This is a genomic window from Sinomonas notoginsengisoli (assembly GCF_021554725.1).
Taxonomy (GTDB): Bacteria; Actinomycetota; Actinomycetes; order Actinomycetales; family Micrococcaceae; genus Sinomonas; species Sinomonas notoginsengisoli.
Window position 1 is genome coordinate 12246 of sequence record NZ_JAIZDP010000001.1, and the last position, 23534, is coordinate 35779.

Here is a 23534-nt window from a genome sequence, read left to right on the forward strand (position 1 = left end):
TGACTTAACCTTGGTAGGTGACTGATCTCTCCGTAGCGTCCGCCGTCCGGTTCACGAGCACCGCCCAGAGCGGAGCCGCCGACTATCCGGGCCTGGACAACTGGCGTACCCTCCCCATTTCCCAGCAGCCCACCTGGTCGGACGGGAATGTCTTCCGTGACGCGGTCTCCGAGCTCTCCATCCTGCCGCCGCTCGTGTTCGCCGGTGAGGTGGACGTGCTGCGCGAACGGCTTGCCTCCGCTGCCCAAGGGAAGGCCTTCCTGCTCCAGGGCGGGGACTGCGCGGAGACCTTCGAGGCTGCCACGGCTGACCGTATCAGCGCCCGCGTCAGGACGATCCTCCAGATGGCCGTGGTGCTGACCTATGGCGCGCAGTTGCCGGTCATCAAGATGGGGCGCATGGCCGGCCAGTTCGCCAAGCCCCGCTCGTCGGACATGGAGACGCGGGACGGCGTGACCCTGCCCGCCTATCGTGGCGACATCGTCAACGGCTACGACTTCACTCCTGAGTCCCGCGCACATGACGCCAGCCGGATGCTCCGGGCCTACCACACCTCGGCGTCGACCCTGAACCTGATCCGCGCGTTTACTCAGGGTGGTTTTGCGGACCTCCGCCTCGTGCACACATGGAACAAGGGATTCACCTCGAACCCGGCCCACGCCCGCTATGAGTCGTTGGCCCGCGAGATCGACCGGGCCATCAAATTCATGGACTCCTGCGGAGCGGACTTCGAGGCGCTCAAGCGCGTCGAGTTCTTCGCGAGCCATGAGGCCCTCCTGCTCGACTACGAGCGTGCGCTCACGCGCATCGACTCACGCACTGGGCTGCCGTATGACACCTCGGCCCACTTCCTGTGGATCGGCGAGCGAACGCGTGAGCTCGACCACGCGCATGTGGACTACCTCTCGCGCGTCCGCAACCCGATCGGCGTCAAGCTCGGTCCGTCCACGACCGGGGACGATGCCCTGCGGCTCATCGACAGGCTCGATCCCGAGCGCGAGCCGGGCCGGCTCACGTTCATCACCCGCATGGGAGCCGGGAACATCAGGGAGAAGCTCCCACCGGTGGTGGAGAAGGTCACGGCCTCGGGGGCCCAGGTCCTGTGGGTCACGGATCCCATGCACGGCAACACGGTCACGAGCCGCAACGGGTACAAGACGCGCCGATTCGACGACGTCGTCGACGAGGTCCGCGGCTTCTTCGAGGTGCATGAGGCACTCGGCACCGTGCCCGGCGGTCTGCACATGGAGATGACGGGTGACGACGTGGCCGAGTGCCTCGGGGGTTCGGATCCCATCGACGAGGCGGCATTCGAGGACCGCTACGAATCGGTCTGCGATCCTCGCCTGAATCACATGCAGTCCCTCGAGATGGCGTTCCTTGTGGCAGGGGCGCTCTCGAAGCAGGGCTGACTCGAAGCAGGGCTGATAGGAGGGTGGCGGAGCGGGGGCCCTCACACGACAGTGAGGGTCACCACGCTGCCTTCGGGCACGTCCTTGTCGACGGGGTCCTGAGCACGGACCGTGCCGAAGAACCCTCCGAGGACGTTCTCGACCCGGACGTCGAATCCGAGCTGCTTGAGCGCGTCCACCGCCTGCCCCACCTGCTTGCCAACGAAGGTTGGCACATGGACGAGCTTGGGGCCCTTCGAGATGGTCAGCGTGACCTTCCCGCCCTTTGTCAGGGTGGCACCTGCCGGGGGGTCCTGGGCGACGACAGAGCCTTTGGGAATGGTTCGGTCGTTGACCTCGTTGGCCGAGACCATAGGCTCGAGGCCGGCGGCACGCAGCGCGGCCAGCGCCTCGGACTGGGTCTTTCCGGTGACTTTCGGCACCGGGATCGGCTGCGGCCCTTTGGACACGGTCAGGCCAACGGCGGAGCCGTGCCGCAGGAGCGTCCCTGCGCCCGGATCCTGCGCAACCACGACGCCGACGGCCGCCGTCTCGTCGTACGCCTCCTTGACGGCGCCGACGGTGTTCTTCGCTGCTTCGATGGCCGCCTTGGCGTCATTCACGGTCTTGCCGCGCAGGTCCCCGAGCGGGAACAGCTGCGGCCCCTGCGAGACGAGGACTTGGACTCCCTGAAACTTCCGGATCTGGCTCCCAGGAGGTGGATTGCTGCCCACGATGAGGCCCGCGGTGACCACGTCGTCGAACACGTCTCTGGTCGAGAACGCAAGCCCCGCCTGCTCGAAGAGGGGCCGTGCCTGATTGACCGTGAGGTCCTTGACGGGCGGCACAGTCGCGGCGGCCCCGGGCCCTACCCCGAAGAACCATCCGGCGAGCGCCGCGATGAGCGCGAGGAGGATGACGACGACCGCCCACACGACTCCGCGCCGTCGGCGGCTGCCGGGGGCGAGCGTGCGCGTCGGCGTCGCGGCGGCAAGCGCCGACTGCTTCTCGGCGTCGCGCTGGCGCCGGCGCAGTTCGCGGTCGGTTGGGGCCGGTTCGGCCTGGGCCCGGGGCATTACTGTGGTGTGCTGGGGTGCGGGCGAGGCGGCGATGACCTCGGTTCGTCCTGGGAACAGGGCCTCGGTGTGGGCGCCGTACGCGCCGGGCCGCGGGATGTGCTGCGTCTGAGCAGCGTGCAGATCGAGCTGGGCGTCGCTCAGGTGCGTGCGGATGTGCCGGATCTCCCCGAGGAGCGCTTCGGCGTCGACGGGCCGGTCCTCAGGATCGCGTGCGCTGGCCCACTGCACGAGTTCATCGAGCTCGGGGGAGAGGCCGGGCACGAGGGCGGAAGGTGGCGGGACGTCCCGGGTGGCATGCTGCATGGCGACCTGGACAGGGATCTCCCCGCGGTACGGCTGGTGGCCGGTGAGCAGCTCGTAGAGCATGATGCCTACCGAGTAGAGGTCGCTGCGCTCGTCGCCGCCGCTGCGCTGCACCAGCTCCGGGGCGATGTACGCCACGGTGCCGAGGGTGACTCCTGTGCTGGTCGAGGTCGTCACGGCCCTCGCGAGCCCGAAGTCGGCGACCTTGATCTGCCCGGAGTTCCCGAGGAGGACGTTCTCGGGTTTGACGTCCCGGTGCACGAGGCCGGCGGCATGGGCGGCGCTGAGGCCGTCCACCACGGCGTCGATGAGCGCGAGAGCCTGGCGTGGAGCGAGTGGGCCGTGCTCATTGAGGAGCTCGCGGAGGTTCCGCCCGGGGACGTATTCCATGACCAGGTAGAAGAGGTCGCCCTCGTGGCCCCTGTCGAGGACGGAGACGACATGCGGGTGCGAAAGGCGTGCCGCGGCCTTGGCCTCCCGCTCGAGGCGGTCGACGAAGGTGGGATCTTGGCTCAGGTGCGGGTGCAGGACCTTGACGGCCACGTCACGGTCGAGGTTCGTGTCCGTGGCGAGATAGACGGTGGCCATGCCGCCCATGGCCAAGCGTGAGACCACGCGGTACCGGTCGCCCACGAGCGAGCCCACGAGCACGTCGGTCAGCTTTCCGTTCACCCCACGATCCTATGCGCTGCGCGGCCAGCCGCGCCTCAGGCGGGGCATGGTCGCGGGCCTGGAGGAGGTGTCACTCAAACGTCTTCTTGTGGGACTTGACCGCGGCGACGTACTGCTTCGTGTCGTCATACAGGCCGTGCTTGGCCACCGAGTACTGGCCCTGGTAGTAGCCTGCGATCGCGGTATCCTCGTCCTTGCTCGTGCGCACCAGGGCACGGATGATCGCCACGCCGGCCGTGGCGTTGTCTCGCGGATCGAGGAGGTTGAGCCTCCGCCCGATGAGATCCGACGCCCATTGGCCCGAGGAAGGCACCAGCTGCATAGCACCGATGGCGTTCGCCGGGGAGACAGCTCGTTGGCTGAAGCCCGATTCCTGGTAGGCGAAGGCGAGCGCGAGCGCCGGATCCACGCCCATGCGTCTCGCCGTGTCCGCGATGATCTGCTTCATCTCGTCGCGGTTCGGTGCGGGGGAGGCGTTGAGGGCTTTCTTGTTCTCATTGGCCGAGGCGACGGTGGCCTCGGGGTACTTGAACCCCATGAACGTGTCCTCGACGAGCGGCTTGACGCGCTCCGACGAGGAGGCCGTGACGTTCGAGGCCGGCTTCGCCCGGTCCGCGGCCACGGCTGCCGGGACCTTGATGGTCCGGCCCGCGTAGATGACGCTCGACAGACTCAGCCCGTTGGCCGCCAGAAGGTCGCCCAGAGGCACGCGGAGCCTGGCGCTGATGCCGTAGGGGGTGTCCCCGGGCCGGATCGTGTAGGACGTCGTGGTCGGGTCCGGGCGTGGCGCGTCGGTTGGAGATCCCCCGGACGACGGCGCGCGGCCGGGTTCGGTCGCCCGCGTACCCGTGAGCCTGAGTTCCTGGCCCGGTCGGATGACCGTCGTGGGGGTCAGTCCGTTGAGGGCGAGGACGTGTGCGACGTCGAGCCCGTACTTGCCCGCAATCGAGGTCACGGTCTCGCCAGCACGCACCGTGTACGCCTTCGGTGCTTCTGGGGTCACTGGGGTCTGGGCCGGTGTGGCCAGGCGGCTCGGCACCGTCACAGCGATCTCGGCCGCTGGCACCACGGCCGCTTGGGCCCTTGTGGCCTCTACGGGCGCGCTTCGCGATCCCGCGACGACAGCCGTCTGCGCGGCAGATGCCGGTGCGGCGAGGACCAGCGAGGACAGCCCGACTGCAGGGAGAACGGCGGTCGTCGCGGCGACGAGCGGCAGGCATGGCCTAGTGGCAGCGGTCCAGTTCGTGCCGGGCGTGCTCATCCAGTCGACCTCCTTGAGCCGGGCATGTCACTCCTGTGAAAACTGAGAAAAAAAATTAGCTCTGAGGTTAGAGCGCTTGTATATCGCCGATGTTACGGAAGTGACTATTGTGAATCTGCCACGATTTGCTGACGAGCACAAGACGTCAGCCGGGGCATGTCCGCCGCGGCTGGACTAGGTGGAGTGCCGCGGCTCGTGGCACGCTGGAGACGTGAGTGATATTGAGAACCTGGTGTCGGAATGGCTCCCACTGCCGGACGTCGCGGAACGACTCGGCTGCCCGGTCACCAAGGTGCATGGCCTGCTGGACGAGGGCGCACTCGTGGCTGCACGGGTAGGGGAGAGGTCGGTTCGCTCGGTGCCGGCGCTCTTCCTTGACGGGGATCATGTGGTGGACAGCCTCAAGGGCACCATTGCAGTCCTCGCTGACGCGGGGTTCAGCGATGAGGAGCTGATTGTGTGGCTCTTCACTCCGGACGAGTCTCTGCGAGGTCGGCCGATCGACGCCCTGCGTGAGGGCCGCAAGACCGAGATCCGCCGTAGGGCCCAGATCCTCGCCTGGTAGCACCTGACATCGCCGGGTGGGCCTCAGGAGGTGCGCTGCACCGCCGCGAGGCCTAGCGCCTCGAGTGCGCTGCGCACCACGGGATCGACGTCGAGACGGGAGAGGGCCGCGAAGGCCCGGTCCGAAAGGTCGTCGATCAGCCGTTCCACCGCATCGAGTGCGCCGGTGCTGCTGATGAGCGCGCGCAGCCGATCGACGTCGTCGAGCGCGAGGTCGCCGCGTCCGAGGCCGCGTTCGAGCTCTGCCGCGGAGGCGGCGTCGGCCGCGTCGAGGGCGAGCGCGACGAGGACGGTGCGCTTGCCCTCACGCAGGTCGTCACCGGCCGGCTTGCCGGTGGTCTGAGGGTCTCCGAACACGCCGAGCACGTCATCGCGCAGCTGGAACGCCTCCCCGAGGGGCAGCGAGAACGCCGAGTAGGCCGCCAGCAGCGCCTCACCGGCCCCAGCGAGCGCGCCGCCGATCCCCAGTGGATGCTCGGTGGAGTACTTCGCGCTCTTGTAGCGGATCACGTTCCTGGCCCGGGACACCGCGTCCCCGCGGGGCCTCGACGGGCCGGCCACTTCCTCGAGGATGTCCAGATACTGGCCTGCCATTACCTCGGCGCGCATGGTGTTGAAGATGCGCCGCGCGGTGGTCGCCGCGCCGGCTGCGGGTCCCACGGCCGCGAAGGCCTCCTCACTGAAGGACAGGCACATGTCTCCGGTCAGGATCGCCGCGGCGTCGCCGAATCGCTCGCCGTCGAGCCGCCAGCCGGACGCTGCATGGAGCGCCGTGAACCGCTCGTGGACGCTCGGGGCGCCTCGGCGGGTGTCCGAGCGGTCGATGATGTCGTCGTGGATGAGCGCGGCGGACTGGAACAGCTCAAGGGCAACACCTGCGTGGACCGGCTCGGCCGCAAGCGCCGCACCGCCGGCGCCGCGCCATCCCCAGTATCCGAGCAGGGCGCGCAGGCGCTTCCCTCCGGAAGCGAGGCCGGAGATGGCGTCCATGAGCGGCGCGACGTCCTCCGACACGACGTCCATCACCGCGCGCTGGCGCGCAAGGAAGGCTCCAAGCTCCTCCGAGAGGGCTTCGCGGTACCGGGCCTGTTCGTCCTGGAAACCGGAGGGCTCCTGCTGCTGTTCCTTCACCACCATGCTCCTGCGTGCGCCGGACTACTTGAGGGACGCCGGCGCCACGGAAACGCCCACCGTTGCCACAGCCTGGCCGTTTGCCGTTACGACCGTGATGGCTGCCGTCTCCGAGCCGTTCGAGCGCACGAAGTCCCGGACCAGTGTGCCTGCCGCTGCGATCGCCGACGACGCGCTCGACGACGCGCTCGCGTTTGGCACCGCGGTGAAACCCTGGGCGGTCAGGGTCTTGGTGTAGTAGTCGAGCATCTCGGCTGCCGAGGCCTTGCTGTTCGAGGCGACGATCGAGGCCACGGCGGGCGACGCCGAGGCGTCGAAGCTCGTCGCAAGAGCCGCGGCCCCAGGCATGAGCGGAAGCGTCTGGGAGGGGAATCCGGCGGCGATCGCACTCACGGTCGAGCTGGCCGAGGCTGACGCCGAGGCGCTCCCTGCGACAGTGGAGGACGGAGCCGCAGATGTGGATGATGCCCCGGAGGCTGTTGCCTTCGGCGCCGACCCCGCGGCCGGACCTGCGCATGCAGCCATCGCGAACGCAGCCGCAGCCATTGCGGTGGTCCCTGCGAGCCGTAGGATCCGTCGAGTCATGAGTGCCATAAGGGGTGGGTGCGCCTTCCGTCTGCCCGTTGAGGTCCTGCCCAGTCTAGTGGGCTGCCTGTGCCCCTCCCGGCCTACCATGGACGGGTGGAGACGCAGGACGATGTGCCGCAGGGCGAGCCGCTCGAAGCCCTGAGGCGGCGTGGCATCCTCCACGTCGACATGGACGCGTTCTTCGTGGGAGTCGAGCAGCGCGAGCGTCCCGAGCTCCTCGGCCGGCGAGTGATCGTGGGTTTCCCGGCGGAGCGTTCCGTGGTCCTGTCGGCGAGCTACGAGGCCCGGGAGTTCGGCGTCCGCAGTGCGATGCCGATGCTCGTCGCGCTGAGGCAGTGTCCCGATGCGATCGTCGTGGCCCCTCGGCACCATCTTTACTACGAGGTGTCAAAGCAGCTTATGCAGATCTTCGGCGACTTCACCGACCTCGTGGAGCCGCTCAGCGTTGACGAGGCCTTTCTCGACGTCTCCGGAGCCGTCCGTCGGCTAGGGGCAACGCCTGAGGAGATCGCGGCGCAGGTCAAAGCGCGCATCCGCGCAGACTTGGGGATCACGGCCTCTGTGGGGGTCGCCGCGACCAAGTTCGTGGCGAAGATCGCTTCGGCAAGGTCAAAGCCCGATGGCCTGCTCGTGGTGCGGCCTGAGGACACCGTGGCGTTCCTGCATGCGCTCCCCGTAGGGGCGCTGTGGGGGATTGGGGGGAAGACCCAGGAAGTCCTCGCGCGCCTTGGGATCCACACGGTCGCGGATCTCGCGCACACCCCCGACTCGACCCTCAAGCGCTCTCTCGGCGCATCGGGCCTCCATGCCAAGCGGCTCAGCTGGGGCACTGACGAGCGTGCCGTGAGTCCCGTGCGTGAGGAGAAGAGCATCGGTGCGGAAGAGACGTTCGCCACCGACGTCGTGGACGACGCCGCGCTGCACGCGGAGCTCCTCGGGCTCGCCTACCGCGTCGCCGGGCGGTTGAGGGCCCAAGGGCTTGCCGCCGGGACAGTGGCGTTGAAACTTCGCTACTCCGACTTCTCGACCCTTGCGCGTTCACACACCATGACGGTGCCTACCGACAGCGCGCAGCACCTCTACTCGGCTGCCCGCCAGCTCCTTGCAGGCTTGGGTGAGCGGCCCCTACCCGTGCGGCTCATCGGACTCCGCGGCGAACGGCTACATCGTGCTGCGGGGGCGCCGCGGCAGTTGAGTCTGGACCGTTCCGAGGACAACTGGCGTACCGCGGAGGAAACGCTCGACCGGGTCTCGGAGCGGTTCGGAGCGGGCATGATCCGCCCCGCCCGCCTCCTCAGGGAGCGCAGCCGCTCACCTGACGGGCCTACCCGGCCCACCGCCGGCTCATGAGCGGTGACGCCGCAGCGTCCCTTTTGGAACCTACCCGGACGTCATATCCTTAAAGAACCTCGAATATCGGGTGCAGTGGGTCGGCTGGGAAAGTCCATCTGTGGTCGGGTCGGCAGCGTCTCGTCCGTTGGAGGGAACCCGAGGCTGGTTCAATGCGTTGGTGCAGGTGATGGGGCCGTCCATCGAATGCATGCGTGAAGGAGTCGCCATGCCTCTCTCGGAGCACGAACAGAAGATGCTGGAGCAGCTCGAGAAGCAGCTCCACGAAGAGGACCCGAAGTTCGCCGATTCCATGGGCGCTGATGCGCTGAGGACTTTCTCGACAAAGCACATCGTGCTCGGTGTCCTAGGGGTCATCGTGGGAATCCTCGTCCTTCTCGTCGGAGTCAGCATCCAGAACATCTTTGTAGGCGTCCTGGGCTTCCTGCTCATGGGGGCGAGCGTCTACTACGGAACGCTCCGTCGTCCGGGCCGCCGCCTGCGGTCGGGCCGCTCGAAGGGCTCCGGCGGTGGATTCCTCCACCGGCTCGAAGCCCAATGGGAGGAACGTCGGCGCGAGGAAGGCTGAGAACATCCCGATGCCCTCGGCGCTCGGTCGGTTGAGGCCAGCCGCCTAGGAGACATCGACAGGCCCTTGCCGCACGTGACGCTGCGAGAGCTGGCACGCGACTCCTTGACCCACTGGACGGCTTGACGGTGCCCCGGAACCAACGGTTCCGGGGCACCGTCGTGTGTTCTGTCGCAGCATCCCTCCACTTCACTCCCCACGCGGTCCTGACCCGACCCGAAACCACTCCCGACGCCAACGCCCGTGGGGGAGCCGCGCCGTCATCCGTCCTCACGAGATGGAGGTGCCGTCCATCTCCTCCACCGCCGCGGGTTGGACTGGCCTGCGCGATAATCCGCGGAATTTCGCGGGAATTTTTTGTACAGGTGGTGCGACATGCGTGTCCCTGCGCATTGACGGGGGAGGGTTGTGGAGTAAAGTGGTGGATGTTGGAGGGAAGTGGCGGGTGAGGACGGTCGGCCTCGTAACTGACAGGTGGTGGTGCCGGTGTTGCTCGGTACCTATTCGCCGCGTCTGGACGAGAAAGGGCGCCTCATCCTCCCGGCGAAGTACCGCGACGATCTGGCCGACGGGCTGGTTCTGACCCGGGGCCAGGAGCGCTGCATCTACGTCTTCAGCCAGAAGGAGTTCAAGAGAGTCCACGAACAGATGCGGGAGGCCCCTATCTCCTCGCGTCAGGCTCGTGACTACCTCAGGGTCTTCCTGTCTGGGGCCTCCGACGAGGTGCCTGACAAGCAGGGGCGCGTGACGATCCCCCAGAACCTGCGGAAGTACGCGGGCCTGGACCGGGACCTGGCCGTGATCGGCGTGGGAACCCGAGCCGAGATCTGGGACGCCCAGGCATGGGAGGACTACCTGACCGAGAAGGAATCCGCCTTCTCGGAGACCGACGACGAGGCAATACCCGGGATCCTGTGATCCTGCAGGCTGGCCGAGATCTCCAGCCGCCCCGCAAAGCCATCCTGGCTCACCTTCCCCGGAGCCAGGCGGCCGATCGGCGCGGAGGGGGATCTGGGCACAGCCCGACCGACACGATGGGGAGGAGTGGACGATGCCGAACGAGAACGAGCCGAAGCCGACGTCCGAGCGACACCTCCCCGTGCTGCTGGAGCGCTGCATCAACCTCCTGTCCGCAGGAATCGAGGCGGCGCGGGCCGCGGGCCGAGGGCCCGTTGTTGTTGACGCGACCCTCGGAATGGGAGGCCACAGCGAGGCGATCCTTGCCCGCTTTTCCGATGCCACTCTTGTGGGCATCGACCGGGACGAGCAGGCCCTGGCCCTCGCCGGTGCCAGACTGGCGTCCTTCGGGGAACGTGCCAGGCTCGTCCATGCTGTCTACGACGAGATCCCGGACGTCCTCGACAGGCTCGGACTCGACGGTGCCGACGGGATTCTGATGGATCTGGGGGTCTCGTCGATGCAGCTCGATGAGCGGGAGCGAGGCTTCGCCTACTCGTACGACGCGCCGCTCGACATGCGGATGGACACCGGCCGGGGCATGACGGCAGCCGATGTGGTCAATACCTACAGCGTCGAGGACCTGACGCGGATCATCCGCTCGTGGGGCGAGGAGAAGTTTGCGGGCAGGATCGCGAAGAACATCGTCGCCGAGCGCGAGAAGAAGCCCCTCACGACCACGGGACAGCTCGTCGAGGTGATTCGCGCCGTCGTGCCAGCTGCAGCGGCCCGCACGGGTGGCCATCCGGCCAAGCGCACGTTCCAAGCGCTGCGCATCGAGGTCAACGAAGAGCTCGACGTGCTCGAGCGCGCCGTCCCAGCTGCCGTCCATTCGCTCAGGGTGGGCGGCCGGATCGTGGTCATGAGCTATCACTCGCTCGAGGACCGGATCGTCAAGGGGGCCCTCCAGGCCAGGAGCAGATCGAGCGCTCCTCCCGGATTCCCGGTGGAGCTTCCGGAGCACCGCCCCGAACTGAAGATCATCACCAAGGGCACAGAAGTCCCGACGGAGACCGAGATCGCCGAGAATCCACGCGCCGCCTCGGCCCGGCTCCGCGCGGCAGAACGCATCAGGACGAGGAGCGGAAGATGAGCGCAGCAGCACAGCAGACGGTGGGGGTCGCGGGCACGTCCGCCCTGAAAGTGGCGAAGCCCGACCGCCGGACCCCGATCAGTGCCCCACGCCGCGCACCCCTGTCGCTCGTCCGTTCGCTGCCCATACGGCGCCGCGCGCCCTTCGCGATCTTCTGCCTCGGTGTGCTCGCGGCGGCGCTCATTGCCGTGCTTGTCCTCAACATCTCGGTGTCCACCGGCCAGTACCAGCTGGTCCAGCTCCGCAACGAGCAGATGACACTCGCGAAGCAGAATCAAGATCTGACACAGCGCGTCCAGAACTACGAGGCTCCCCAGAATCTGGCGGCACGCGCGGCACAATATGGAATGGTCGCCTCGACGTCCAATGGGCAGATTGACCTGAAGACGCTCGCGGTGACCGGCCAGGCCAAGGCGGCGGAGAAGGGCGCTCCTCAGGGTGCCACGATCGCGCCGCCCGCCGTCGCTGGGCAGATTGCCGCTGTCCCGGCGCCGACGACGAAGGACCCGCTTGAAGCACGGGCCGCGGCAGCGGCGGCGGCGGCCGGTGCAGTCGCTGGCGGCTCGGCCGTGCCGAAGCCGGAGGACAAGCCAGCCGCGAAGCCGGCGGCGGATCTCCACGGTGGGTCGATCCCGGCGCCCGGGCAGAAGACTCCCGGGCAGTAGCGTTCGCGTCGCGCGGGTCCGGGAGGACGGTCTGGCCGCACAGCCGTAGCAGCGAGAGTGGAAGCGTAGGGACCAGCGTGACAGGCACGAGCACGGAGACAAGACCCCCCAGTTCCCGCGCGGGCGCCTCCGTGCCCGACGGCGCGGCACGGCGCGCACGCCGCGCATCCAGCAGGCTCAGGCTCGGGCTCGCTGCGATGCTCGCCTTCCTCATCTTGATCGGGGGCCGGCTCGTGCTCGTCCAAGGCCTCGACGTCGGAGGGATGGCCGAGGCGGCGCTCAACAAGCGTCTCCAGAAGACCGTGCTCCCGGCAGAGCGCGGCCAGATCGTCGATTCGAGGGGCACAGTGCTCGCCTCGAGTGTGGTCCGCTACAACATCACCGTGGACCAGCGGATCGCATCGGCTTCCAACGTCACAGAGCTGGAACGCAGCGTCGACGCCGGCGACGGCACCAAGAAGATCGTCAAGATCCCGCGCGGTCAGGCCCTGAAGGAGCTTGCAGACGCCATTGGCAAGTCCGTGAACGAGGTCACCACCGCGATCACAGGTGATAAGCCCTTCAACTACGTCGCCCGCAACGTCACCCCGGATACCGAGGCGCGGGTCATGGCCATCGGCTTCCCGGGAATCCTGTCCGAGGGTGTTACCCAGCGCGTCTATCCCAACGGTGCGGTAGGCGGGAGCTTCGTGGGCTTCCTGGGCTCCGACGGTACGGCGCTCGCAGGGCTCGAACAGACCCAGAATGACGTCCTGAAGGGCCAGGACGGTTCCCGGGAGTACGAGATCGGCGCCGACGGCCTCCGCATTCCCGTGGCCACGGACAAGCTCACACCCGCTCAGGACGGCAGGACAGTCAAGCTGACGATCAACTCGGATCTGCAGTACTTCACGCAGCAGGCGGTGCAGACGCAGACGCAGAAGTACAGCGCCGAGTGGGGCATCGGCATCGTGATGGATGCCAAGACTGGCAACATCCTGGCGATGGCGGACACCAACTCCATTGACCCGAACGATCCCGGAAAGACTGCCGCGAAGGATCGCGGGGTGCGCGCCGTGACCGCGGCCTACGAGCCGGGATCGGTGGAGAAGACCATCACCTTTGCCTCCCTCATCCAGGAAGGCAAGGCCAATCCGCATTCCGAGTACACGATCCCGCCCACGTACACCGTGGACGGGCAGGAGTTCGCCGACGCCTTCTCGCACGGCACCGAGCAGCGCACCCTCGCCGGCATCCTCGGGTACTCGATGAACACGGGAACCGTGATGGCGGGCAAGGAGCTCTCACCCCAGCAGCGCTACGACTGGTTCACTAAGTTCGGCATCGGGCAGCCCGTCGAGGTCGGACTCCCGGGTGAGGCCTTGGGCATCCTCCACACGCCCGAGGAGTGGGACCAGCGCCAGCAGTACACGATCCTGTTCGGGCAGGGCGTCACACAGTCCACGCTCCAGACGGTCCGGGCCTACCAGACGATCGCCAACGACGGTGTGATGCTCCAGCCGAAACTCATCGAAGGCTACGTGGACCGGACCGGCCACGAGGACCCCTGGCAGACTGCAGCTCCCAGCCAAGTTTTGAGCAAGGAGACGGCGCAACAGGTCAAAGACATGCTGGAGAGCAATGTCACAGAGGGCGAGGTCTACCCTGCGGGGATCGACGGCTACCGAGTCGGGGCGAAGACGGGCACGTCCGAGGCCCCCCGCGAAGATGGAAAGCCCGGCTACCAGGGCGTGACCTCGTCGCTCATCGGCATGGCGCCCATGGACAATCCGCGTTTCCTCGTCGCAGTGGTCCTCCAGCGTCCCAACAATATCTATGGGATCGGCAATGCCGACGTCTTCAAGTCCGTCATGTCCCAAGCGCTCCACATGTACCGCGTGCCTCCGTCGACGGGGACGCCGGCGCGTTTGCCGCAGTACGCCAAGTGAGTTACTGCCAGTGATCAGGCGGACCACGGCCTGAGTGCCCGAGGGCGTGCGTTATAGAGTTGGAATCTCCCGATCGATGAAGGTTAATGTGAGCGAGCAGCCCATGCCCACGGGCAGGAGCGTGTCCCCAGCGGGTGCGCAGCAGGACAGTCGGCCCCCTTTTCGGCCAGCACACGTGGAGCCCGTGCCCCTCACGGAGATTGCCGAGATTCTCGGACTCCCGGCGGAGGGGCTCAAGGATGCCTCGCCCATCACCGGGACCAGTCTGGACTCCCGCGCCATCGCCCCCGGCGACCTCTACTTCGCCCTGCCCGGCGCGTCCCGGCACGGAGCCGACTTCGCACTCCAGGCCGTCGATGCGGGCGCCACAGCTGTTCTGACCGATCACGACGGCGCACAGCGGATCGCGCACTCGGAGACCCTCTCGGGGGTTCCCGTCCTCGTCCTGGACAGTCCCCGCCGGGCTGTAGGCCCGGTGTCCGCGCTCGTCTACGGGACTCGTCCCGGCGCGCCTGGCGCCCCCGTGCTGGTGGGTGTCACCGGCACGAACGGCAAGACCACCACGACGTACTTCACCAACTCTCTTCTGAGCGCTCTCGGGCACCGCACGGGCCTCATCGGCACGATCGAGATCTCGGCAGGCGGCGAGCGGCTTCCCAGCAAGCTCACGACCCCTGAGTCAACTGACGTGCACGCGCTCCTCGCGCTCATGCGCGAGCAGGGAGTCACGGCTGCCTCGATGGAGGTCTCTTCGCACGCCATCGAGTTCGGACGCGTGGACGGAGTCCGGTATGACGCGGTGGGGTTCAGCAATCTCACCCAGGACCACCTCGATCTCCACGGCACGATGGAGGAGTACTACGCCGTCAAGGCGCGGCTCTTCACTCCGGAGCGGGCCGCGCGCGGTGTCGTGACGGTGGACGATGCGTGGGGTCGCCGTCTCGCCGCCGAGGCCAAGATCCCGATCGACTCGCTGGCCAGCGTCCCTGCGGGCGGCGCAGATGGCGCCCCGGACGCCGACTGGACTGTCGGCGCGAGGACGCCCTCGGGCATCGGCACCGCTTTCGAGCTGCGACACCGGGACGGCGCCGTGCTGCGCGTGCGCTCCGGCCTGCCGGGCGCATTCAACGTTGCCAATGCGGCTCTCGCCACACTGCTCGTCGTTGCGGCCGGGGCGCCGCTGGACGCCGTCCAGGAGGCGCTCGATGCGGCGGACCCCTTCACGGTCGAGGTGCCCGGACGCATGCAGCTGGTCGGCACCGCGCCGACTGCGATCGTGGACTTCGCCCACAACGCTGATGCCCTCGAGCGTGCCCTCGAGGCTGTGCGGCCGGTGGACGGGAGCGGACGGCTGATCGTCGTGTTCGGTGCGACCGGGCAGCGGGACGCCGGGAAGCGGCCCATCATGGGGGCGGTAGCGGTCCGTGGCGCGGATGTCGTCGTCGTGACCGATGACGATCCGCACGACGAGGAAGCGGCCGGGATCAGGGCGGAGGTGATCGCGGGAGCCCGCGGGGAGGATGCCGATCTCGGCCTCCGGCGTCGGATCGACGAGGTGGCCCCACGGGCCGCAGCGATCCGGCACGCCGTGGCTCTGGCGGAGCCCGCTGACGTGATCCTCGTGGCAGGACGGGGACACGAGGTGGTCCAAGAGGTCAAGGGCGTCAACATCGCTCTCGACGACCGTCTCGAGTTGGCCGCGGCGCTTTCTGCGCAAGGCTTCCCGGTGGTTGGACCGGCGCCAGGATTCTCACCCCAGGGCGGAAACGCACTAGAGTCCGATGCGCAATGATTGACTTCACAGCGGCGCAGATCGCCGAGATCACGGGCGGGCGCCTCGTGGCAGACCCAGCCATCGTTCCCTCCACCGTCGTCACGGACTCGCGCGAGGCAGTCCCTGGTTCTCTCTACGTGGCCAAGCCCGGGGAGCATGCCGACGGCCACGCGTATGTCGGGGCAGCCTTCGCGGCCGGGGCGGTCCTCGCGCTGTGCGAGCGCGAGGTCACGGACGACGCCGGCGCGGTCGTTCCCTGCGTCGTCGTGCCGGACGCCGTGCTCGCCATGGGGGCCCTTGCGAAGGCCGCCGTGGCCCGGATCCGGGCTGCGCGTGCCGAGCGCGGCGAAGAGTTCACTGTGGTGGGAATCACGGGCTCGGCCGGCAAGACGACGACGAAGGACCTGCTCGCGGGTGTCTTCCGCTCGACCCCGGCCGGCTCCGCGACGCCCGCCGCGACGGTTGCGCCTCAGGGTTCGTACAACGGCGAGGTCGGTGTCCCCCTGACGGTTTTCCAGGCCGAGGAGTCCACTCGGTTCCTCGTGATCGAGATGGGTGCGACGGGCATCGGACACATTCAGTACCTCGCCGACATGGTGAAGCCGGACATTGGCGTCGTGCTGTTCGTGGGGACCGCGCACGCCGGTGAGTTCGGCGGCGTCGAGAACATTGCCAAGGCCAAGGGCGAGCTGGTCGAGGCGCTCGCGCCCGAGGGGACCGCCGTGATCAACATCGACGATCCGCGGGTAAGGGCCATGGAGACGCGGACGCGTGCCAACCTCGCGTTCTTCACCGCCCAGGCAGCCGGCGGGAACGAGGACCGCACTGCAGAATTCGCGCGCAGAGGGCTGGTCGTCGCGGCACAGGGGGCGACCGTCGACGCAGCCGGGTCGCCCGTGTTCGATCTGGTCGTCGGCGCCGAGGCGCCGGTCCACGTGCGGAGCCGCCTCGTCGGCATTCACCACACCTCCAACCTCTTGGCGGCGGCCGCGGCGGCGTATGCTGCAGGCGTCCCCGCCGCCCGGATTGCCGCGTCCCTCTCCTCTCAGGGGCCGAGCAGCCGGTGGCGCATGCAGCGCACCGAGCGTGCCGACGGCGTGACGGTCATCAATGATGCGTACAACGCCAATCCGGAGTCGATGCGTGCCGCCCTCCAGACACTCGCGGACCTCGGCCGCGGTAGGCGCACGTGGGCCGTCCTAGGCGCGATGCTCGAGCTCGGCGACGAGTCGATCCCGGCCCACATAGCGGTCGGTACCCTCGTGGTGCGGCTCAACATCGACCGGCTGGTGGTGGTGGGGCGGGAAGCGCGCCCCCTCTACGTCGCCGCGGTCAACGAGGGCTCGTGGGGCAACGAGACGACCTTCGTCGAGGACGCCGAGGCCGCATACGCGCTGCTGGAGAAGGAGCTCGAGCCGGGCGACCTCGTCCTCGTCAAATCATCGAACGGAGTGGGTCTGGGCCTTCTCGGCGATCGGATAGCATTGGCGCAGCAGACGGCCCGGCCCACCGACGTCCAGGAACGGAGCTGACGTGATCGCACTGCTGATCGGCGGTGGCCTCGCGCTCGTGTTCGGGCTCGTCGGCACACCGCTCTTCATCCGTCTGCTCGTCCGCAAGGGCTATGGGCAATTCATCCGCGACGATGGGCCCACCACGCACCACACCAAACGCGGCACACCCACCATGGGCGGGACCGTGTTCGTCCTGGCATCGGTGGTCGCGTACTACATCACACACCTCATCCTGTGGCTCGCGAACCCGGCCTCGACCGGGCCGTCGGCCTCCGCCGCGCTCCTGCTGTTCCTCATGGTGGGGATGGGGCTGGTCGGCTTCCTGGACGACTTCATCAAGATCTCCAAGCAGCGAAGCCTCGGCCTGAGTGCCCGCGCCAAACTCATCGGCCAGGGCCTGGTCGGGATCGTCTTCGCGGTCCTGGCGCTCCAGTTCCCCGACAGGCGGGACCTCACGCCCGCGTCGACCCACATCTCGTTCCTGCGGGACGTCCCCTGGCTCGACCTCGCCTTCGGTGGAACCGTGCTGGGAGCGATTCTGTTCGTCTTCTGGTCCAACATCATCGTGACGGCTGCCAGCAACGGCGTGAACCTTACGGACGGGCTGGACGGGCTTGCTGCCGGCGCGTCAATTATGGTGTTTGGGGCATATACACTGATCGGCATCTGGCAGAGCAACCAGTCGTGCGGTTCGGCGCGGGTGATCGGATCCGTCTGCTACGAGACCCGTGATCCGCTTGACCTCGCGCTTCTCGCGGCCATCATGAGCTCGGCCCTTGTGGGGTTCCTGTGGTGGAATACGTCTCCAGCCAAGATCTTCATGGGGGATACCGGGTCGCTTGCCATCGGCGCGGCCATCGCAGGCTTCGCGATCCTGTCCCGTACAGAAATGCTTCTCGTGATCATCGGCGGCCTGTTCATGATCATCACCCTGTCGGTGATCCTCCAGGTCGGCTACTTCAAGGCCACCAAGGGCAAGCGGCTGTTCAAGATGGCGCCGCTCCAGCACCACTTCGAGCTCAAGGGCTGGGCCGAGGTGACCGTGGTGGTCCGCTTCTGGATTCTCGCCGGGCTCTGCGTCGCAGGGGGTCTGGCCGTCTTCTACGCAGAGTGGGTGGCAGGACTGTGATCGGTAAACCGTCGTCAACGTCGGCCGAAACGGCCGCACGCCTCGCTTCGCTGACCTCGTGGGACGCGGACTGGTCGGGCCTGCGGGTTGTTGTTGCCGGTATCGGTGTCTCTGGGTTCGCGGCCGCGGATACGCTCATCGAGCTGGGCGCGAGTGTCGTCGTCGTCGACGCCTCGGTGACCGAGCGCACTGAGGCCCAGGCGGAAACGCTGCGGATCGTGGGCGCCGAAGACGTCCTTCTCGGCACCGGGGCGGTCGAGCGCCTCCCGACGGTCGACGGCGCGCAGCCGGAACTCGTCGTGACCTCGCCCGGGTGGCGTCCCGACCAGGCGCTGCTCGCCGAAGCTGCCCGCCGCGACATCGACATCTGGGGCGACGTCGAGCTGGCATGGCGCCTGCGGAACCGCCGGGGGAAGAAGACGGCCGACTGGCTGACCATCACAGGAACCAACGGCAAGACCACCACGGTGGGCATGGCCGAGTCGATGCTCCGAGCGGCAGGGCTGAAGGCCGCCGCGGTGGGCAACGTCGGCAAGCCCATCCTCGACGCGATTCGCGAACCCGTCGAGTACGACGTCTTCGCCGTGGAACTGTCGAGCTTCCAGCTCCACTGGGAAAACTCCCTCTCGCCCGTCGCCTCGGTGGTCCTGAATGTGGCTGAAGACCACGTCGACTGGCACGGCTCCTACGAGAGCTACCTCGCAGACAAGGCCAAGGTGTATGCGAAGACCCAGAAGGCATGCATCTTCAACGCCGACCAGATCGAGACAGAGCGGATGGTCGAGGACGCAGATGTCGTCGAGGGATGCCGGGCGATCGGCTTCACCACAGGGGTCCCTGCGGTGAGCATGCTGGGCGTCGTCGAGGGAATGCTGGTGGATCGGGCGTTCATCGACGAGCGCCGCAGCCACGCTGCCGAGCTCGCCTCGCTGGGCGACCTCGGTGCCATGGCCCCACGTCACATGGTGGCCAACGCCCTCGCCGCGGCGGCGCTCGTCCGCGCGTACGGGGTGGAGCCGGCAGCCGTCAAGGCGGGTCTGCAGGCATTCCTCCCTGGTGACCACCGCATCCAGGCAGTGGCAACGGTGGGGGGAGTCGCCTGGGTCAACGACTCGAAGGCGACCAACCCGCATGCGGCCTCGGCTTCCCTGGCTGCGTTCGAGCATGTCGTGTGGATTGCCGGTGGGCTCTCGAAGGGGGTCGCCTACGATCAGCTCGTCGCCGACCACGCGAGGCGGCTGCGCGCCGTCGTGCTCATCGGGCGAGACAGCTCGGAGCTCGCGGCAGCGCTCAGACGACACGCGCCGAATGTCCCCGTCTTCCCCGTTGAGCCGGGTCAGACTGGTCAGAAGCGCCCCGGCGACGAGGTCATGGCCAACGCCGTGCAGCTTGCCGCCGCGCACGCGGAGCCGGGCGACGTGGTGCTGATGGCGCCCGCCGCGGCGTCGATGGACCAGTTCGACTCCTACGCCCACCGGGGAACAGCCTTCATCGACGCGGTACGGGCACTGGCAGCGAAGGGGACGAGCGAGGAGTAGACATGGCCAGCACGGTGCAGCGGACGCCACCGGCCCCCTCGCGAGCACTGGCAGGCCTCTGGCGCCGGGTCGTCCGTACCGACTCCGCGAGCAGCGGCACGAGCTACTACCTCATCCTCGGCGCGACCCTCGCGCTGACCGCCATCGGCATCATGATGGTCCTCTCCGCGTCGAGCGTGGAGAGCATCGCCGCCGGAGACAGCCCCTACACTGGCGCACTCAAACAGGCCCTGTTCGGCATCGCGGGCCTGACAGGGATGCTGGTTCTCTCGAGGATCAACGTCCGTTGGCTCAAACGCCTCGCGTGGCCCGGGATCACCGCGACCCTCGTCCTGCTCGTCCTCGTCCAGCTCATCGGCAAGCGAGTCCTCGGCAACAGGAACTGGATCGAGGTAGCGGGATTCAGCCTCCAGCCGTCTGAGTTCGCGAAGCTACTCCTCGCCCTGTGGATGGCGACCATCCTGAACAAGAAGGCCAACCTCCTTGACAATTGGGTCCATGCGCTCATCCCGGTGGTGCCGGTAGGCCTCGGTGTGGCCGGACTCGTCATCTGGGGACACGATCTCGGCACCACGCTCGTGGTCCTGCTCATCGTGGTGGCCGCACTGTTCTACGCGGGGGTACCCACCAAGCTGTTCGTCACGGCGGGCGTTCTCCTCTCCATCGGTGCCATCGGGTTTGCCGTCGCGAGCCCCAACCGGATGTGCCGCATCTACACCTGGATGGGGCAGGATCCGGATTTCTGCAGGGCTGATGGCGGCGACTTCACGTATCAGGTGCAGAACGGGATGTTCGGGCTTGCCTCGGGCGGCTGGTTCGGTGTTGGCCTCGGGCAGAGCCGGCAGAAGTACAGTTGGCTTCCCGAGGCGCAGAACGACTTCATCTTCGCGGTGCTGGGCGAAGAGCTCGGGCTGTTCGGCACGCTCCTTGTGCTCGCGCTGTTCGCGGTCCTGGCAGTGGCCGTTTTCCGCGTCGTCTCCCGTCAGGCCGAGTTGTTCCCGCGCGTCCTCGGCGGCACCATCATGGCGTGGATCCTCGGTCAGGCCGCGATCAACATGGCGATGGTCACCGGCATCGCCCCCGTTATCGGAGTTCCGCTGCCGTTCATCTCCTCCGGCGGTTCCGCCCTCGTCAGCTGCCTCTGCGCCATCGGCGTAGTGTTGTCCCTGGCCCGTGAAGACATGCGTCCCGTGAGGACAGCGCGTGCGAGGGACGCCAAGACGAAAGCCCCATCCCGGGGGAGCGGCGCGCCAAGGCGCCGTCCCCGGGCCAAGGCCGCGAAGCCTGAGCCCACCCGGGGCAAGGGCCGCGGAGCCACAGTGAACCAAGGCAAGCGGAAGGCCAGCACCTAGTCATGCTCCACGAGGATCCCGCAGGGACCCCCGCCCCTGTGCCCCCGCTGTCCGTCGTCCTCGCGGGCGGCGGCACGGCCGGACACATCAGCCCGCTCCTCGCGATCGCCCGTGCCGTTCTCGAGACGGCCCCCGAGGCCAGGATCCTCGCGGTGGGCACGGCGAGTGGAATGGAGACCCGGCTCGTCCCCGACGCGGGCTTCAGGCTCGCCGTCATCGACCGCGTGCCCCTTCCCCGCAAGCCCACCCCCGACCTGTTCCGCCTGCCTGCGCGGTTCGTGAACGCCGTGAGGCAGTCGGAAGCGATCCTTGACTCGGCGGCCGCGGACGTCCTCGTCGGCGTCGGCGGCTACGTGTGCACGCCCATGTACCTCGCTGCCCGGCGGCGGGGAGTACCGATCGTAATCCACGAGGCCAACACTCGCGCCGGGCTCGCCAACCGCGTCGGTGCACTCTTCACCAAGCGGGTCGGCAAGGCGTTCCCGGATACCAGGCTGCGGCACTCGCGCCTTGTAGGCATGCCCATGCGCCGGGAAATCACGGCCCTCGACCGCGGCACCGCGCGCCGGGATGCCTGCGCGCGCCTGGGCCTCGACCCCGACACGACCACCTTGGTCGTCACCGGCGGCTCGCTCGGTGCTGCGAGCCTGAACCGCACGATCACCGCGTCTCTTGAGGCACTCGGAAGGGCGGGCGTCCAGACGCTCCACATCACGGGCCGGGGCAAAGCAGTCACCGGTCCCGAGGGTTTGCCGCTCTCGGCGCCCGGATACCGGCAGGTCGAGTTCGTCGACGGCATGGAGTCGGCCTACGCAGCGGCGGACCTCATCCTGTGCCGCTCGGGTGCGGGCACCGTATGCGAGGTGGCCGCCGTTGGGCTGCCCGGGATCTTCGTGCCGCTTCCCATTGGCAATGGCGAACAGGCGCTCAACGCGCGCGGCCTCGTCGAGGCTGGTGCTGCAATTATGGTCCGGGACGCCGACTTCACGGCCGAGTGGCTCGCGGCCAACGTCCTGCCGCTCCTCCGAGATCAGGAGCGACTCGCCGAGATGTCCCGCAGAGCCTCGGAACAGGGAGTCCGGGACGCAGACATCCAGATGGCCGCTATGGTCATGGGGGCCGCGCAGGGCAGGATCCAGGAGGGAACACGCGCATGAGCGCCATCGAGCCGCTTCCAGCTGGACTCGCCGAACTCGGCAGGGTCCATTTCGTGGGGGTCGGCGGTGTCGGCATGTCCGCCGTCGCGCGCGTCCTGCTCGCACGTGGCGTCCCCGTGAGCGGGACAGACGCCAAGGACCTGCCGGTGATGGCCGATTTGGCCGGGCTGGGCGCTCGGATCGCAGTGGGCTACGCAGCCGTGAACGTGGGCGACGCCGATACGGTGGTCCGCGGCTCCGCCATCAGGCCGGACAACCCGGAAGTCGTCGAGGCCACCGCCCGCGGCCTGCGGATACTGCACCGCTCAGAGGCGCTCGCCGCCGCGATGGAGGGGGACCGTGTCATTGCGGTTGCCGGAACGCATGGCAAGACCACCACCACGTCGATGTCCACGTGGATGCTCCGGGGAGCCGGGCTCGACCCCAGCTTCGCCATAGGCGCCAACGTTCCGGCGCTGGGAGTAAACGCGGCGGCGGGGGAAACCGATGTGTTCGTGGCGGAGGCAGACGAGTCGGATGCCTCGTTCCTCAACTACCGTCCGTCCACCGAGATCATCACGAACGTCGAGGCCGACCATCTGGACCACTACGGCACGGCAGCGGCCGTCCACGCCGCCTTCGATGCGTTCGCTGCGCTCCTCCCGCCGGAGGGGCTCCTGCTCGCCTGCGCTGACGATCCGGGCGCGCGCGGCGTCGCGGAGAGGCTCGGCAAGCGCGAGAATGCGCCGCGCGTGCTTCTCTACGGCACCGCTGCCGACGCCGATGTACGGGTCCGCTTCGACCCTTCCGGATCTGAACTCATGTGGGCGGGACGCAGCTACCCCCTCCATCTGCAGGTGCCCGGACTGCACAATGCGCTCAACGCCGCCGCTGCCTTCGCGGCCGCGGTCGATGCCGGCGCCGACCCCGAGCGCGCCGCCGAGTCCATGGCAGACTTCTCCGGGGCGGCCAGACGTTTTGAATTCAAGGGCGAGGTGGACGGCGTCCGCGTGTTCGACGACTACGCCCACCATCCCACCGAGGTGCGCGCCGCGCTCGCCGCCGCCCGCGCCGTCGCCGGCGGCCACCACGTCCATGTGCTCTTCCAGCCGCACCTGTTCTCCCGCACGCGGGAGTTCGCGGCAGAGTTTGCCCAGGCTCTCGCAGAGGCAGACACGGTCCGAGTCATGGACATCTACCCTGCCCGTGAGGATCCGATTCCCGGCGTCACGAGCGAGCTAGTCACCGCGAACCTTCCGTCCGGCGCCTACGCGCCGAGCCCGGCCGCCGCGGTCGCCGACCTCGCTGACGCCGCTCGTTCCGGAGACATCATCCTGACCGTGGGCGCCGGGGACGTCACGTTCGAGGGGGCCGCGATCCTCGCTGTGCTCGGCACGCGTTCTGCCGAGGCTGCCTCCTCCGAGCCATTGGCACCCTTCGCATCCGAGGCCCCGCATGACTCCTAGCGGACGCGTGCCCCGAGTGCCGAGGGTTCCTCGGCCAATGCGCCCTGAGCGGGCATCGGACCAGGACGCACGGGC

Annotated in this window: 19 protein-coding genes; 15 read left to right on the forward strand and 4 right to left on the reverse strand. The window is 68.1% G+C overall.

Annotated features, from left to right (window positions below; translation table 11 throughout):
* Window positions 1-17 precede the first annotated feature (17 nt).
* Complete coding sequence (locus LF262_RS00050) at window positions 18-1412, forward strand: class II 3-deoxy-7-phosphoheptulonate synthase (protein WP_235778262.1); 1395 nt, start codon at window positions 18-20, stop codon at window positions 1410-1412.
* A gap of 41 nt (window positions 1413-1453) precedes the next feature.
* Here LF262_RS00050 and pknB read toward each other — a convergent pair whose 3' ends face one another.
* Entirely contained in the window at window positions 1454-3445 is a 1992-nt protein-coding gene (gene pknB, locus LF262_RS00055) for a Stk1 family PASTA domain-containing Ser/Thr kinase (protein WP_235778263.1), read from the reverse strand.
* Between the two features lie 70 nt (window positions 3446-3515).
* On the reverse strand, window positions 3516-4706 hold the full coding sequence (locus tag LF262_RS00060; RefSeq protein WP_235778264.1) for a lytic transglycosylase domain-containing protein: 1191 nt from the start codon (window positions 4704-4706) through the stop codon (window positions 3516-3518).
* Window positions 4707-4917: 211 nt separating this feature from the next.
* Between LF262_RS00060 and LF262_RS00065 the strand changes: the two genes are divergently transcribed.
* The gene (locus tag LF262_RS00065) at window positions 4918-5271 is read left to right on the forward strand and encodes an Rv2175c family DNA-binding protein (RefSeq protein ID WP_235778265.1); all 354 of its coding nucleotides are present in this window, start codon (window positions 4918-4920) and stop codon (window positions 5269-5271) included.
* A 23-nt stretch (window positions 5272-5294) separates the two neighbouring features.
* Here LF262_RS00065 and LF262_RS00070 read toward each other — a convergent pair whose 3' ends face one another.
* Complete coding sequence (locus LF262_RS00070) at window positions 5295-6401, reverse strand: polyprenyl synthetase family protein (RefSeq protein WP_235778266.1); 1107 nt, start codon at window positions 6399-6401, stop codon at window positions 5295-5297.
* Window positions 6402-6425: 24 nt separating this feature from the next.
* Window positions 6426-6794, reverse strand: coding sequence for a hypothetical protein (locus tag LF262_RS00075; RefSeq protein WP_235778267.1), 369 nt, complete (start codon window positions 6792-6794; stop codon window positions 6426-6428).
* 288 nt (window positions 6795-7082) lie between these two features.
* Between LF262_RS00075 and dinB the strand changes: the two genes are divergently transcribed.
* The 13 genes from dinB (at window position 7083) to murC (ending at window position 23459) form a co-directional block, all read left to right on the forward strand.
* On the forward strand, window positions 7083-8339 hold the full coding sequence (gene dinB / locus LF262_RS00080) for a DNA polymerase IV (protein ID WP_308190470.1): 1257 nt from the start codon (window positions 7083-7085) through the stop codon (window positions 8337-8339).
* A gap of 208 nt (window positions 8340-8547) precedes the next feature.
* Entirely contained in the window at window positions 8548-8907 is a 360-nt protein-coding gene (locus tag LF262_RS00085) for a DUF3040 domain-containing protein (RefSeq protein ID WP_235778268.1), read from the forward strand.
* 486 nt (window positions 8908-9393) lie between these two features.
* Complete coding sequence (gene mraZ, locus LF262_RS00090) at window positions 9394-9825, forward strand: division/cell wall cluster transcriptional repressor MraZ (protein ID WP_235778269.1); 432 nt, start codon at window positions 9394-9396, stop codon at window positions 9823-9825.
* A gap of 133 nt (window positions 9826-9958) precedes the next feature.
* Window positions 9959-10957 carry a 16S rRNA (cytosine(1402)-N(4))-methyltransferase RsmH gene (gene rsmH / locus LF262_RS00095; RefSeq protein ID WP_235778270.1) on the forward strand — a complete coding sequence of 333 codons (999 nt, stop codon included), beginning with the start codon at window positions 9959-9961 and terminating at the stop codon, window positions 10955-10957.
* A complete protein-coding gene (ftsL, locus tag LF262_RS00100) occupies window positions 10954-11622 on the forward strand; it encodes a cell division protein FtsL (protein WP_235778271.1) in 669 nt (222 codons plus the stop codon). Before rsmH ends, ftsL begins: the two co-directional genes overlap by 4 nt.
* Window positions 11623-11753: 131 nt before the next feature.
* A complete protein-coding gene (locus LF262_RS00105; protein WP_235779231.1) occupies window positions 11754-13550 on the forward strand; it encodes a peptidoglycan D,D-transpeptidase FtsI family protein in 1797 nt (598 codons plus the stop codon).
* A 103-nt stretch (window positions 13551-13653) separates the two neighbouring features.
* On the forward strand, window positions 13654-15342 hold the full coding sequence (locus LF262_RS00110) for a UDP-N-acetylmuramoyl-L-alanyl-D-glutamate--2,6-diaminopimelate ligase (RefSeq protein WP_235779232.1): 1689 nt from the start codon (window positions 13654-13656) through the stop codon (window positions 15340-15342).
* Entirely contained in the window at window positions 15339-16856 is a 1518-nt protein-coding gene (locus LF262_RS00115) for a UDP-N-acetylmuramoyl-tripeptide--D-alanyl-D-alanine ligase (RefSeq protein ID WP_235778272.1), read from the forward strand. Before LF262_RS00110 ends, LF262_RS00115 begins: the two co-directional genes overlap by 4 nt.
* A 1-nt stretch (window position 16857) precedes the next feature.
* Window positions 16858-17967 carry a phospho-N-acetylmuramoyl-pentapeptide-transferase gene (gene mraY, locus LF262_RS00120; RefSeq protein WP_235778273.1) on the forward strand — a complete coding sequence of 370 codons (1110 nt, stop codon included), beginning with the start codon at window positions 16858-16860 and terminating at the stop codon, window positions 17965-17967.
* Window positions 17967-19505, forward strand: coding sequence for a UDP-N-acetylmuramoyl-L-alanine--D-glutamate ligase (gene murD, locus LF262_RS00125; RefSeq protein ID WP_372462726.1), 1539 nt, complete (start codon window positions 17967-17969; stop codon window positions 19503-19505). The genes mraY and murD overlap by 1 nt, the downstream gene beginning before the upstream one ends.
* A gap of 2 nt (window positions 19506-19507) precedes the next feature.
* Window positions 19508-20857 (forward strand): putative lipid II flippase FtsW, encoded by a 1350-nt coding sequence (ftsW, locus tag LF262_RS00130; protein WP_235778275.1) that lies wholly within the window; start codon window positions 19508-19510, stop codon window positions 20855-20857.
* 2 nt (window positions 20858-20859) lie between these two features.
* Window positions 20860-22014 carry an undecaprenyldiphospho-muramoylpentapeptide beta-N-acetylglucosaminyltransferase gene (murG, locus tag LF262_RS00135; RefSeq protein ID WP_235778276.1) on the forward strand — a complete coding sequence of 385 codons (1155 nt, stop codon included), beginning with the start codon at window positions 20860-20862 and terminating at the stop codon, window positions 22012-22014.
* Window positions 22011-23459, forward strand: a complete 1449-nt coding sequence (gene murC, locus LF262_RS00140) for a UDP-N-acetylmuramate--L-alanine ligase (RefSeq protein WP_235778277.1) — start codon at window positions 22011-22013, stop codon at window positions 23457-23459. Before murG ends, murC begins: the two co-directional genes overlap by 4 nt.
* Window positions 23460-23534 lie beyond the last annotated feature (75 nt).

Coding starts and splice junctions, on each gene's coding strand:
- LF262_RS00060 (WP_235778264.1), bottom strand. CDS start 4,706: ATGAGCACGCCCGGCACGAACTGGACCGCTGCCACTAGGCCATGCCTG.
- murC (WP_235778277.1), top strand. CDS start 22,011: ATGAGCGCCATCGAGCCGCTTCCAGCTGGACTCGCCGAACTCGGCAGG.
- LF262_RS00085 (WP_235778268.1), top strand. CDS start 8,548: ATGCCTCTCTCGGAGCACGAACAGAAGATGCTGGAGCAGCTCGAGAAG.
- rsmH (WP_235778270.1), top strand. CDS start 9,959: ATGCCGAACGAGAACGAGCCGAAGCCGACGTCCGAGCGACACCTCCCC.
- ftsW (WP_235778275.1), top strand. CDS start 19,508: ATGGCCAGCACGGTGCAGCGGACGCCACCGGCCCCCTCGCGAGCACTG.
- LF262_RS00115 (WP_235778272.1), top strand. CDS start 15,339: ATGATTGACTTCACAGCGGCGCAGATCGCCGAGATCACGGGCGGGCGC.
- LF262_RS00110 (WP_235779232.1), top strand. CDS start 13,654: ATGCCCACGGGCAGGAGCGTGTCCCCAGCGGGTGCGCAGCAGGACAGT.
- murG (WP_235778276.1), top strand. CDS start 20,860: ATGCTCCACGAGGATCCCGCAGGGACCCCCGCCCCTGTGCCCCCGCTG.
- ftsL (WP_235778271.1), top strand. CDS start 10,954: ATGAGCGCAGCAGCACAGCAGACGGTGGGGGTCGCGGGCACGTCCGCC.